The organism is Halobaculum sp. MBLA0147 (genome assembly GCF_041361345.1).
Classification (GTDB): Archaea; Halobacteriota; Halobacteria; order Halobacteriales; family Haloferacaceae; genus JAHENP01.
The window spans coordinates 323,345-334,659 of the sequence record NZ_JBGKAD010000001.1 but is presented as its reverse complement, the minus strand read 5'-3'; the positions used below and the strand labels follow the sequence as shown (position 1 = coordinate 334,659).

General features: G+C 65.4%; 16 protein-coding genes and 1 tRNA gene. 9 read left to right on the top strand and 8 right to left on the bottom strand.

The genetic code is table 11. The annotated features are described in order from the left end of the window. Window positions 1-240: 240 nt before the first annotated feature. Together RYH80_RS01655 and RYH80_RS01650 are read right to left on the bottom strand one after the other, a co-directional pair. The gene (locus tag RYH80_RS01655; RefSeq protein ID WP_370902119.1) at window positions 241-942 is read right to left on the bottom strand and encodes a nitroreductase family protein; all 702 of its coding nucleotides are present in this window, start codon (window positions 940-942) and stop codon (window positions 241-243) included. 182 nt (window positions 943-1,124) lie between these two features. Next, entirely contained in the window at window positions 1,125-2,084 is a 960-nt protein-coding gene (locus tag RYH80_RS01650) for a succinylglutamate desuccinylase/aspartoacylase family protein (RefSeq protein ID WP_370902118.1), read from the bottom strand. 216 nt (window positions 2,085-2,300) lie between these two features. On the opposite strand from RYH80_RS01650, the gene RYH80_RS01645 reads away from it, so the two are divergent. Continuing rightward, the gene (locus tag RYH80_RS01645) at window positions 2,301-3,692 is read left to right on the top strand and encodes a DUF92 domain-containing protein (protein ID WP_370902117.1); all 1,392 of its coding nucleotides are present in this window, start codon (window positions 2,301-2,303) and stop codon (window positions 3,690-3,692) included. Then, the gene (locus RYH80_RS01640) at window positions 3,689-4,126 is read left to right on the top strand and encodes a GNAT family N-acetyltransferase (protein ID WP_370902116.1); all 438 of its coding nucleotides are present in this window, start codon (window positions 3,689-3,691) and stop codon (window positions 4,124-4,126) included. Before RYH80_RS01645 ends, RYH80_RS01640 begins: the two co-directional genes overlap by 4 nt. Window positions 4,127-4,221: 95 nt before the next feature. On the opposite strand, the gene RYH80_RS01635 is transcribed toward RYH80_RS01640, so the two are convergent. The 3 genes from RYH80_RS01635 to RYH80_RS01625 form a co-directional block, all read right to left on the bottom strand. Further along, window positions 4,222-4,902, bottom strand: a complete 681-nt coding sequence (locus RYH80_RS01635) for a TVP38/TMEM64 family protein (RefSeq protein ID WP_370902114.1) — start codon at window positions 4,900-4,902, stop codon at window positions 4,222-4,224. A gap of 155 nt (window positions 4,903-5,057) precedes the next feature. Continuing rightward, entirely contained in the window at window positions 5,058-5,855 is a 798-nt protein-coding gene (locus RYH80_RS01630) for a hypothetical protein (RefSeq protein WP_370902113.1), read from the bottom strand. Between the two features lie 130 nt (window positions 5,856-5,985). Next, complete coding sequence (locus tag RYH80_RS01625; RefSeq protein ID WP_370902112.1) at window positions 5,986-6,171, bottom strand: hypothetical protein; 186 nt, start codon at window positions 6,169-6,171, stop codon at window positions 5,986-5,988. A gap of 215 nt (window positions 6,172-6,386) precedes the next feature. On the opposite strand from RYH80_RS01625, the gene RYH80_RS01620 reads away from it, so the two are divergent. Beyond that, window positions 6,387-6,460 (top strand) — tRNA-Tyr (locus RYH80_RS01620). Window positions 6,461-7,756: 1,296 nt separating this feature from the next. Here RYH80_RS01620 and RYH80_RS01615 read toward each other — a convergent pair. Then, window positions 7,757-7,966, bottom strand: coding sequence for a phage NrS-1 polymerase family protein (locus RYH80_RS01615; protein WP_370902111.1), 210 nt, complete (start codon window positions 7,964-7,966; stop codon window positions 7,757-7,759). A gap of 120 nt (window positions 7,967-8,086) precedes the next feature. On the opposite strand from RYH80_RS01615, the gene RYH80_RS01610 reads away from it, so the two are divergent. From RYH80_RS01610 to RYH80_RS01595, 4 genes are all read left to right on the top strand, one after another. Then, the gene (locus RYH80_RS01610) at window positions 8,087-8,368 is read left to right on the top strand and encodes a DUF433 domain-containing protein (protein ID WP_370902110.1); all 282 of its coding nucleotides are present in this window, start codon (window positions 8,087-8,089) and stop codon (window positions 8,366-8,368) included. 6 nt (window positions 8,369-8,374) lie between these two features. After that, a complete protein-coding gene (locus RYH80_RS01605; RefSeq protein WP_370902109.1) occupies window positions 8,375-8,716 on the top strand; it encodes a DUF5615 family PIN-like protein in 342 nt (113 codons plus the stop codon). A gap of 32 nt (window positions 8,717-8,748) precedes the next feature. Beyond that, a complete protein-coding gene (locus RYH80_RS01600; RefSeq protein ID WP_370902108.1) occupies window positions 8,749-8,985 on the top strand; it encodes a hypothetical protein in 237 nt (78 codons plus the stop codon). A gap of 135 nt (window positions 8,986-9,120) precedes the next feature. Then, window positions 9,121-9,315: a hypothetical protein gene (locus RYH80_RS01595; RefSeq protein ID WP_370902107.1), complete on the top strand. Its 195-nt coding sequence runs from the start codon at window positions 9,121-9,123 to the stop codon at window positions 9,313-9,315. 18 nt (window positions 9,316-9,333) lie between these two features. Here the strand turns inward: RYH80_RS01595 and RYH80_RS01590 are convergent, their stop codons facing one another. Next, window positions 9,334-9,783: a UPF0179 family protein gene (locus RYH80_RS01590; RefSeq protein WP_370902106.1), complete on the bottom strand. Its 450-nt coding sequence runs from the start codon at window positions 9,781-9,783 to the stop codon at window positions 9,334-9,336. A gap of 220 nt (window positions 9,784-10,003) precedes the next feature. Between RYH80_RS01590 and RYH80_RS01585 the strand changes: the two genes are divergently transcribed. Together RYH80_RS01585 and RYH80_RS01580 are read left to right on the top strand one after the other, a co-directional pair. Then, entirely contained in the window at window positions 10,004-10,612 is a 609-nt protein-coding gene (locus tag RYH80_RS01585) for a XylR N-terminal domain-containing protein (protein ID WP_370902105.1), read from the top strand. 3 nt (window positions 10,613-10,615) lie between these two features. After that, window positions 10,616-10,807, top strand: a complete 192-nt coding sequence (locus tag RYH80_RS01580) for a hypothetical protein (protein WP_370902104.1) — start codon at window positions 10,616-10,618, stop codon at window positions 10,805-10,807. 45 nt (window positions 10,808-10,852) lie between these two features. Here the strand turns inward: RYH80_RS01580 and RYH80_RS01575 are convergent, their stop codons facing one another. Further along, a complete protein-coding gene (locus tag RYH80_RS01575; protein WP_370902103.1) occupies window positions 10,853-11,263 on the bottom strand; it encodes a DUF5820 family protein in 411 nt (136 codons plus the stop codon). Between the last annotated feature and the right edge of the window lie 52 nt (window positions 11,264-11,315).

Here is an 11,315-nt window from a genome sequence, read left to right as displayed (position 1 = left end):
GACCACCCCGAGGCTGTCTGGGGATTTCTGTACACGCGTCCACCACCCTCTTGTGTCCTGTTCACGAGGGGGCACCGCGATCGGCTTGCAACCGGGTGGTCACACCGCAGACCGGAGGCGGGGTGGCTGGACGTGTACCCGAGACGGGTGGCTGGCGCCGGCGCGCGCCGAGGGAGGGCGGGGAGACGTGAGAACTACGTTCGCCGATTCGGTCGTCGGCGTCGGGCGCCGGGCGCCGTCTCAGTCGTCGGCGGGCGTCCCGTCGACGGCCTGGTCGGTCTCGCCCGTCGGCAGGTCGGAGGCGCCGACCGGGTCGAACTCGCCGAAGTGGGTGATCTCCTCGACCGGGCGCCGCTCCTTGCGGTCGTTCTCCAGGTCGGCGGTCCCTTCGGCGGGGTAGCCGAGCGTGATCAGCATCACCGGCTCGTAGCCGTCCGGCACGTCGAAGGTGTCGAGCACGCCGTCGGCGTCGAACCCCTCCATCGGACAGGAGGCGACACCGCGGTCCCACGCGGCGTGCATCAACGTCATCGCCGCCAGCGCCGTCGAGCGCGTGGTCCACACGCGCCGCTCCGCCTCGGGCAACTCCGCCATCCCCTCGACGTTCTCCAACAGCCCCGCCTTCACGTCCTCGCCCGGCAGGTACCCCTTGTCGAGCCAGTCGTCGAAGACGGACTCGGCGTGGGCCGCCGGGTCCGTGTTGCCGAAGACGACCACCGTGGCCGCCGCGCCGGTCACGTGTTCCTGGTCGTACGCGACCTCGCGCAGTGCCGCCTGATCCTCGTCGTCGTCCAACACGAGGAACTCCCACGGCTGGAGGTTGTACCCCGACGGGGAGAACCGCGCGTCGTCGACGATCTCGCGGATCGTCTCTCTGTCCAGGCTCTCGTCGCTGTACTCGTGGACCGACCGTCGCGTCCGCACGACCTCTCTGAAGCTCATCACTACCCCGTAGGGCCCACACGGGTAACCCCGACACGCTACCGGCGGTCGTTGCTCGTTTCAGTTATGTTGTGATGAAACGTGCGCTACCACGTCACCCCGAACTCATCAGGTGACACGTGGGTAACCGGTGGAACGACGGCGAACTCGTGAGGACCAGCGTGGCGGCAGGAGACGACGACTCAGAACGTGTCGGTGTCGGTGCCGACGGAACAGACGTACTCCCCGGTCGCCACCTGCGGGAGGCGTCTGGTGCGCCAGAAGATCCCCGCCTCGTCGGCCGTCACGCGCCGGCGCACCTGTCCGAACGGGTCGGTGACGGCGAACAACTCGTCGCCACGGGACACCCGGTCACCCAACTCGACTTGGAAGTCGACCAACCCACCCACCGGCGAGCCGTACTGGTCGAAGCCGGTCGCGCGGGTCTGGCGCTCCAACTCCACCGAGCCCGAGAGGAAGCCGTAGTGACGCAGCACACGCTGCATCCCCTCGACGCCACGACGGATGCTCGACTGGTCCCAGCCGACGGCACCACCGAGTTCCGGGTCGATGGTAGGGATGCCCTCGTCCGGTCCGGCGCGTGCGAGTTGGCCGTCCGGCCCCTTCTGGTCCAAGACGTGCCCGGTGCCGAACGCCTTCGCCAGATCGAGACACTCCCGGTGGAGGCGGTGACGCGGCCCACACCGCACCCGCACCTCGTCGATCATCCGGCTCGTCGACCCCTGGTGGAGGTCGACGATCAGGTCCGCGCGGCTGGCGGCCTCGAACGTCGCGTGGGCGATGCGCTCGGAGGAGGTGCCCGTCTCCTCGCCCGGGTACGCGCGGTTCATCTTCGTGTCGTCGATCGGGTTTCGGTGTTCCGCCACCTGGAACGCGTGGTAGTTGACGATCCCGACGACGAGGATCGTGCCCGACACGTCCGCGGGGTCGAGTCGGGGGAACAGCCGCGTCAACACGCCGAGGCCGTTCAGCTCGTCGCCGTCCGAGACCGCCTGCACGTACAGTGTGTCCCCATCGTCGGCTCCCTCGAGGACGGCAACCGGCAACCCGACGGGCGAGCCGTCGCGCGTCTCCCCGACCTCCAGTCGGCCCGTGTCGAACTCGCCTGGGGCCGCGCTCGCAGTCCCGAGCGTCGTACTCATGTGCCGGTGGGAGGGTTCCGTCCCTCTTCAGGGGTTCGGTACGGTGTCCGTTCGGCGTCGCATCATCGGGCGAGAACCGGGAACCGATAGGTGGTCGTACGGGTGTCACCGTGACGAGGCTCGCCACGTCGGGAGCCGCGTTCCGGCGAGGGCGGCGACCTCGTCCGAGGTCCCGTGTCGGGAGGTTCAAGTGCGCGTCGGGGGTACACCGACGACGTGAGACAGCAGCTCCGGCGGGCCGGCGGGTTCGCCGTCGTGGCCACGCTCGCGCTGGCCGCGCCGGCACTCGGTCCCGCCGCCGCCGCGCCGTTCGCCGCCGTCGCGGTACTCGCCGCGTTCGTCGTCGAGGACGGCTGGTTGTTCGAGTTGTTCGCACGGCCTGCCGACCGGAAGCGCCGTCGCCTCAACGGGTTGGCGGGGTTCGCACTCGCCGCCACCGGGCTGGCGATCCTGACCGCCGTCCCACAGCAGTCGATGCCGGTCCACGTCTTCGCCGCCGCCGTGATCGTCCTGCCGTACGGGCGGTTGGGGCGGCAGTTCGCTCGCGAGTCGACGACGGACGAGTTCCTCACGACGAGTGTCTTCGTCGCGACCGGGTTCCTCGCCGCCACCGCCGCACAGGCTGCGGTCGTCCTCGCGGAGCCGTCGCTGGGGAGTCTCGACCGCCTCCCGACGTACGCGTTCCTCGCGGCGACCGGCGCACTCGTCGCCGCTCTCCTCCGGTCGGTGTTGTTCGCGGACGACGACCCGCTGGTGATCCTCTCGGTCGGGTTCCTCCTGTGGCTGTTCGCCGCCGTCACCCCCGCGGTCGCGCCGGTGTTGGTCGCCGTCGGCCTCGGCGTCACGGTGTTCCTCGGGTGGGTGTCGTACGCGCTCCAGACGGCCGACGTGGCCGGGATGTTGACCGGCGTGTTGCTCGGGCTGGTGACGGTCGTCCTGGGCGGCCTCGGGTGGTTCGCGGCGCTGATCTCCTTCTTCGCCATCGGCGGACTCGCCAGCAAGTTCCGCTACGAGACGAAGCGGGAACGGGGCGTCGCACAGGAGAACGAGGGTGCTCGCGGCACCTCGAACGTGCTCGGCAACGCGGCGGTCGCGCTCGTCTCCGTGGTCGCGTACGCCGCCGTCACGACGGCCACGATCGGTGCTGGGACGGTGACGCGGACCCCCGTCGATCTCTCCGGGGTCACGGTGTTCGGGACGCCACTGACGACGCTGGTCGCGCTGGCGTTCGCCGGGAGCGTCGCGGCGGCGATGGCGGACACCCTCGCCTCCGAGATCGGCGGGCTCTTCGACGACCCGCGACTCGTCACCACGCTCAGGCCGGTCGAACCGGGGACGGACGGGGCGATCACATGGCAGGGTGAACTCGCGGGTGCCGTCGGCGCGGCGCTGGTCGCGGCGATGGCCGCGGTGGGGATGCCGGTCGGATCGGACCCCGTCCTCGCGGGCGTCGTCGTCACCGTCGGCGGTGTCGCCGGGATGACGGTCGACAGTCTCTGTGGCGCGCTCATCGAGGGTGCGGTCGTGGGTAACGAGACGGTGAACTTCCTCGCGACGTTGGCGGGGGCCGTCGTCGCGGTGCTCGTCGGCCTCGCGATCACTCCGTGACCGTGCTCAGGGAGGGCCGTCCACCGGACGAGTCGGCGCTGCTCGCCCTCCAGTCACACCTGGCCGAGCCGTCGCCGGCGCTGTTGCGTCACGGACTCCGTACCGGTTCGGTGGTCGTCTCTGTCCCGGACGATCCCGAGGAGACATCCGGTCGCGTCGCTCGGGCACCCGTGGGGTACGTGTTGCCGGTCGTCGGCGACGACGTCCACGTCGCGGAACTCGTCGTCGACCCGGCGTACCGGCGCGAGGGACGTGCGCGACGACTGCTCGCTCGCGTGCTCGCGAGTACGGACCGCCGTGTGACACTGTTGGTCCACCCGGACAACGACGGTGCACGAACGCTGTACGACGAGGTGGGGTTCGAGCGAGTCGGTCGTCGGCCCGGGTTCTACGACGACGCCGACGCTCTGGTGATGGCACACGACGGGGAGTGACGACGGAACTCGAGGAGTGGGATCGATCCGGTGAGACGGAACTCGGGGAGTGTGGTCGATCCGGTGAAGCAGAACCGACGGGCCCAGTCTGTCGATCACTCCGTCGACTCTGGCGTCCCGTCGCCGTAGTGGCGGTACAGTGGTCCGACGAGCAACAGACAGCCGGCGAGCGCCGCGGCGGCGATCAGCGGTGGGTGGACCGCCGCCGCGAGCCCGCCGGCGGTGACTCGCTGGAGCGAGGCACCGGCGGCGACGGCGGCGACGATCCACGGCACCTCGCCGACGGCGGTGCCCGCGAGGAACGGCGACAGCGAGACACCGCTCACCCCCGCGGCCGCCGACACCACGTCGGAGGGGAGCGGCGCGAGGCGAGCGACGGCCACTGTCCGGAACTCGCCCGCCACCGCCACGGCACGACTCTCGGCGGCGTCGAGTCGTGCGACGGCCGCGGCGAGACGCCCGTCGCCGGCCAGCGCCTCCGCTCGGCCGCGGTCGCCGAACAGGTACGGCGGCACGGCCGTCGCCGTCAGGAGTCCGATCGCGGGGAGGACGCCCGGGAGTCCGTAGGCGAACCCCGACAGCAACGAGAGGAGACTGGTCGGCCACGCCAGCGCCGGGCGGACGACGGCGAGGAGACACAGGAGTGCGAAGAACCGGAGCGGGTCGTCCGCGATCGCCGTCACCCGGTCGATCACCGCCGTCGGCGAGGTCGCGACCGCCGCGACGGCGACGACGCCGCAGACGGCGACGCCCGCGAGGAGACGACGGCGTGACACGGGTGTCACTCCGAGAGACGCTCGAATAAGCCTCGTGGTCCGACCGACGAGACTGGCCGTCCCCCGACCGGTGTCTCCAGTCGGCCCCAGTCGAGCGTCTCCGTGTCGGTCGTCGTGTTCCTCGACCACGTCACCCGTCGCCTCTCGCGATCACGTCACTCGTCGTGTTCACCGAGGAACTCGCGGACGGCGTCGGGCGGGTCGTCCCACGGCTCCTCGTCGTCGACCGGGTCGAGTGCGTGCTCGACGGTCGCCTCGTCGAAGTCGGCGTCGTGGAACAGCATGTTCAGTCGCTGCCAGCGCGCCGACAGCTCCGACTCCCCCTCTGGACCCACCCGCGCACCGCGCGTCTTGAAGAACGCACTCCCGCGGTCCCGTTCCGTCCCTGCGGCGGTGTGGCCGTCGAAGACGGCTTCGTACTCGCCGTCGGGGTCGAACTCGCCGACGGGGAAGTCGTGTGGCGGCTCCTCGTCGGCCTGGATCGCGTCGGCGCGAATCTCGGCGACGGTGCCGAAGTACTCGTCGGCGTTGGCCGCCTCCCGCGAGGACCGAGCGCGGGCACAGGCGAGGGCCGCGTGGATCGCACACAGGCGGCCGCGCCACGACTCGGGCTCCCACCGCTCGGTCGCCAACTCTTCGTAGCGAGCGACGGTCAGTGCCACCTGCTGGCCCGCGGCGAGATCCTCGACGACGTAGAGGTTACACCGCTCCCAGACGTTCCAGGCGAACCCCGAGCGCGCGAGCTCCCAGGCGGCCCACGCCGCCGCCTCCTCGTCGGAGCGCCGGACGGCCTTCTGGAGCAGGCTCCCGACGGCGTACCGCGAGAAGCCGCCGTCCGTCTCCTCGGCCCCCTTCGGTTCGCCGAGGTCGTTCGTCGCGTCTGCGTCCGGCGACCGCTCCGACAGCTCCCCGTCGGCACCGATCGTCGCCTGTCTGTGCTCGTCGTCTCCCATGCCCCCGATTCCGTCGAGTCGCCTGAAAAGCTCGGTGTCTGCGGTGATCGTGGTGGTCTGGTGGGTGGTGGTCCAGGTCGGCTGGCGGTCGTGGTGGCGTGGGTGGTGGTCGTCGTGGCGCGCTCGGTGGTCACCCGGTGCTCTCCACGTCCACGTCGATTCCGAACTCGTAGAACAGCGACGCGGCGAGGACGACGACACTGAGCGCACCGAAGAGGAACGGCGCGACGCTGTACCCGTCGCCAGTCGGTCTGGCCGCGATGGCGAACAGTGCGAGGTGCGTGCTCACGACGATCCCGGCGTGTGTCCCCTTCATCGGGTGTGGCGGTGGTCGCCGCCGGCAAGTGTCTCGTGGTTCGGCGTCGTGGTGGGGTGGTGTGTCGTGGTGGGGTGGTGTGTCGTGTGGAGTAGGTGGTGGGTGGCGGGTGGCGGGCGGTGGGTGGCGGCGTCGCCGTCTGCGGGTGTGTCACGCTCCCGTACGGCGGTCGAATGAGAACGCTTAAGTCCGACTCGGCCGCTACGTTTTCGTGTCCGCCCTTAGCTCAGCCTGGTAGAGCAGCCGACTGTAGATCGGCTTGTCCCCCGTTCAATTCGGGGAGGGCGGACTTCCTTACCTGTCGAACGAGAGCCGAGCGGAGCCGCGCAATCGTGCGATTCCATCTCGACGTGTTTGGGTTGAACAGGTCACCAAACTCGGGTGACCGCCGTCGTGCGTTCGCGTATAGCCGAACGTATCGGGGAAGATAGAGTCTTTCGGCCCGAAGTCGCGTACTGCTGTCAGTCCAGCGCACAAGCCTTGAGCGGCGTGTTTTTTAAGAGAGCGTGAAATTCGCCTCACGGAAGGAGGCCACCCCAATCGCGGAGATTGGTCCAGATATAACCCACTATATCGGTCTATAATGATTCCTAACACATTGTATCATTTTGGCTGCTTGATCTTTATATATTAGATAAAGGATAGTAATGATGCAATCAGAAACGCAGAGAGTCACGTATCGAGCGAACGACAGGCGAGATAACACAGGTGGTGTGTCGAGATCACCGCACCAACAATCATCCACTTCGACGGAGGCGTATCTCTAAACGCCCTTATAAAAAATACCACATTATGCGGCGCTCCCTCGCCTATTATAAATTGGTATTAACAACAGAAGTGAATCCGAACCATATTGCTGCAGGTAAGAAGACGAAAGAGATGGCCAGTAATACATCATTAGTCTGATAGCTATCAGAAGCAGCCACTCCACCGGCGAAAAGTACTAGAATTATAAAGAAAATGTTGCCTGCAAACATTTTTACTATGAATGACCTATCTGACCACCACCGTCCACTCGTTATAGAAGGATTCTTTGAGTGTTCGTGTATTAGCATTGTCCCAATGATAACAGAAGAAATATAAAATATAACTGCCGAGTTTATTACTGCAGAAATTGAAATAGAAGAAAATGAAAAAAGTGCCATAGTTAGATAACGTATGTCATCATGTCCCCCAAATTTGTTAAAAATACTTGTGTTCTTTCTTCCCGAATAGGATGAACTGGAGGAAACTATTGAAGACTGGCCTGTTGTATTTTTTGCACTTCTATTGGTACCCTGATTATAGAGGTCACTCTCAGATATGTAATCAAGGAATTGGATGACACAGAGAATAATAGTAAAGACTGACGCAATAATCTGAACGATAGTTATTATGGTTGGCATAGTGGTTTGGAGAGGTGTACCGTAGGTCGTTAATAGACAGAATGTGTGGCTGGATTTTGTGATTTTCGCTCCCCGATCGTCATAGGGTTGTATGGAGGGATTGTACGAGATATACCGTATATGGGAAGCACCCCGTGTGCCTCAATTGATGACCGGCGAGATAACACAGGTGGGGGTGAAGTGACCACACTCTCGAACATCTATCCTCTTTCCACGTATCTCCCTCCGAAGGTGTCACTGTTGGTTCGACGGACCTTCCGTATGGTCATCTCACCGTAGGTGGTTCCGTCAGAGGAGTGTATCTCGTCCCACTTCGGCCGCATCCGATCAGAGGCTCGAAAGCAGTCATCCATCAACTGCTGATCGCCCACTGGCTGATGACGTGAACAATCGGCGGGACTCGTGGACATAATGGAGGAGATGGCCGCGGAGTGGGAAGCAGTCGAACGAGTGTCTCAACGTAGTCCCGGCGTGACGCGAACCACACCGCCGGGTGACTTTTCAGAGAGAACGACCAACACAGAGACGAGATGAGCCAGCAGACGCGTCGCATCGTCCACGAGGTACACGACGAGCCCCACATCGAGGGGCGACGGATCACCGTCCAGTGGATTCAAAAGCGTGTCGAGGAACGCGGCTTGGAGCCACGGACGGTCGCGGACCGGCACGACCTCGACGTGGGCGACGTGTACCGTGCGCTGACGTACTACCACGACCACCCGAGGGAGATGCGAGAGATCGAGAAGCGCCGTGAACGCGCCTTCGAGGAGCACGAGCACCTGACGACCGACCCCGACGAAGTACGTGAGTGAGACGGGATGTCGTATCGGATTCTCTGCGACGAGAACATCGAGTTGGCGACGGTGAACTACCTCCGGAAACTCGAGCACGACGTACAGCGCGTGCCGGAGGTGTCTGCACTGAACGAGGGAGATCCCGACGCACGACTAGCGGCGTACTCCCGTGAGATGGATCGACTCGTCTTGACACAAGACGACGACTTCTTCACCGAGATAGACCCCTCAGATACGGCTGGTGTGTTGGCCCAACGAGATCGAAGTCTCTCTGCGCGGGAGGTCGGTGATATCGTCGACGAGATGGCGACGTACATCCCACAGGAACAGGTGACACTGGAGTACGTCACCGAAGAGTGGTTGTAGAGAGCGAACTCGAGTACCACCGACGACACCACGTGACCGAGAAACACAGACGACGGACCCACCACCCACTCACACCCGCCCACCCCACCGAAGCGGTGATCTTCCTCCAGACCCAACACAGTACCGTGCCACCAGACGACCGGAACCCGACGGACGAGTCCGTGGATCGAGAGGCCAGCGTCGAGGCCGAGCGTCGGGACGAGTCACCCTCGCTGATCGTCCACGCCCTGTCGTTCGTGTTCGTCGGGAGCTGGCCGAGAGCCCTCTGACTGTCGGTCGCGTGGGTCCCGAACGTCACCGTGATCGGGATGCCCCTCGGGCTGAAGACGATCGACGAGGTGCCGTGGATCGTCTCGCTGAAGGCCTGACCGATCGAGAACGAGGTAATCGACGCGGACGGCGAGGTGACCGTACGAGCCGGGCGGAGAGAGCAGCGGTCGCTCCTCGTCCGTGGGGTCTACTTCCTCTTCGTCGGGTGGTGGGCGAGTGCCCTCTGGATGGCCGGCGCGTGGCTGTTCTCGGTGTCCATCGTCGGCCTCCCGGTCGCCGTCTGGATGTACGGGAAACTCCCACTCGTCGTCTCGCTGTACCGGTACTGACGCGACGGCCGACCGGCGTCACCCCTCCTCGGGTTCGAACTCCACCTGCGTCAACTCGCGATCCAGCGCGCAGAAGTCGTGTGGCGGGTCGCCGTGGACCTCCTCGATGCGGTACTCCGCGTCGAAGTCGGCGCCGTCGGGTTCACACAAGTCGTGACTCGGACACTCGACGTGGGGACACGGCCCGGCGAGACTCGCCTTACTGCCGGCGTAGGCGGCCTTCGACGGGACGTTCGCCGTGACCGACGCCGGTTCCACCTCGACGGCGCGGACGCCGGTGTCGTGGACGGCACACTCCAGCGTCTGGGTGTTCTCCCGAACGTCCGTGACCTCGTAGCGGCGGCCCTCGGTGAGGTTGAGACACTGTCCGCGGTACGGACACCCCTCGCAGGCGGTAGACTCCCCTTGGTAGACGAACTCCGTGCCGGGCTCCGCGAGACGGGTCCCGACGAGTGTGACGGTGGGCATACACCACCGTTGCCGACGACACCCGATAAGTGCCGTGGGGAACGGTGGGCACGGGCTCGCGAACCGGGCAGACGAACTCTCCCAGACACGGCCGCGTCCGCCAGACCGGCTCAGCACCTTTCTTCGACGATCTTATACAGAGTCTAAATCGACAACTGGAGAGTATTTCTACCGATAACTCGTCGTAACCTTCACTATCCGACGGCGCGAGGCACAGTTCGTGCAGGCACAGGACTTCGATCTCGAATCGGACTTACAGTACGGGGCACAGGCCGGCGTGAACGTGTTCCACACCAACCGGATGGTGACGTTCAACGCCGACGCGATCGGGTTGCTCAGACAACAGTTGATCGACTCGGTCGGGATCGACGAGGCGCGCGACCTGTTGTTGCAGTTCGGCTTCCAGTCGGGGTACGCCGACTACTTGCAGATGGAGACGCGGTACGATTGGGACACGCCCGACGAACTGTTGCAAGTCGGCCCGGCGGTCCACACCCAGGAGGGGATCGTCGCCGTCGAACCTCTGGAGATGTCGTACGACCGCGAGGCGGATGAGTTCTACTTCCGCGGCGAGTGGCACAACTCCTACGAAGCCCAACAACACGTCATCCACAACGGTGAGAGCGACCACCCGGTGTGCTGGAGTCTGATGGGGTACGGCTCGGCGTGGTGTTCCGGCTTCATGGGCGAGCCCGTTCTCGAACTCGAAGAGAAGTGCGTCGGGATGGGTGACGACGTCTGCGAGTGGGTGATCAAGCCGTTGGACGAGTGGGGCGAGCGTGCCGATCCGTACGTGGCGGCGCTCGAAGACTTCTACGCGGAGGTGTGACAGGTGGGCGAGAAACTCATGGAGTACTACAGTATCGTCGAAGACGAGGCGGGGCTCTCGGGGAAGATCGAACTCGCGAAGCAGACGAACCTCCCCGGCACGAAGGCGGCGACGGAACCGGACTCCGAGGAGAACCTCGAACTGTTTCGCGACGCCCTCGAAGAGATCCTCGACGAGGAGCCACCGCGTCTCTGAGGCGCCTCGCTCTCGGCAGTCTCGCCGCCACGAGCTCGCCGTCTCTCAGTCTTCGTCGTCGTCCGTCGGCGGGTGCTCGAGGACCCGATCCAGTTCCGCGAAATAGTCCTCGCGTGGCACCTGGTACAACTCGCGGTAGTCGACCTCGCCGGCGACGAAGCGGTCGGCGGCGGCGAGAGCGCCGTCGACGGCGGCCGGGCGATCGTCGAACACCTCGCTGCTGGCCTCGATCTCGGGTTCGAGGTAGAGGGTGACGTGCCACTCGTCGGACGGGCGGTGGCTGGGGCCCGGCCGCCGGGTTCGCGGCCCGTTCGCGAGGTAGATCGTCGGCATACACTCCGCCGGGAGGTCGCCGCCGTCGAACACGTCCGGACGGAACGCCAGGATCGCGCGGCCGTCCCGCTCGTCGTTCCACACCTGCCAGCCGGCGGGTAGCTCGCGTGACTCGAAGCTCACGTCTCCCCGTCCGCCTGCGCGAGTAAACCACCTGCGACGCGCCGGCACGCCA

Bases quoted from the DNA above. Each gene is read 5' to 3' on its own strand.
- RYH80_RS01650 (WP_370902118.1), bottom strand. From the start codon at position 2,084: ATGAGTACGACGCTCGGGACTGCGAGCGCGGCCCCAGGCGAGTTCGAC.
- RYH80_RS01615 (WP_370902111.1), bottom strand. From the start codon at position 7,966: ATGTCCACGAGTCCCGCCGATTGTTCACGTCATCAGCCAGTGGGCGAT.
- RYH80_RS01625 (WP_370902112.1), bottom strand. From the start codon at position 6,171: ATGAAGGGGACACACGCCGGGATCGTCGTGAGCACGCACCTCGCACTG.
- RYH80_RS01610 (WP_370902110.1), top strand. From the start codon at position 8,087: ATGAGCCAGCAGACGCGTCGCATCGTCCACGAGGTACACGACGAGCCC.
- RYH80_RS01655 (WP_370902119.1), bottom strand. From the start codon at position 942: ATGAGCTTCAGAGAGGTCGTGCGGACGCGACGGTCGGTCCACGAGTAC.
- RYH80_RS01590 (WP_370902106.1), bottom strand. From the start codon at position 9,783: ATGCCCACCGTCACACTCGTCGGGACCCGTCTCGCGGAGCCCGGCACG.
- RYH80_RS01630 (WP_370902113.1), bottom strand. From the start codon at position 5,855: ATGGGAGACGACGAGCACAGACAGGCGACGATCGGTGCCGACGGGGAG.
- RYH80_RS01605 (WP_370902109.1), top strand. From the start codon at position 8,375: ATGTCGTATCGGATTCTCTGCGACGAGAACATCGAGTTGGCGACGGTG.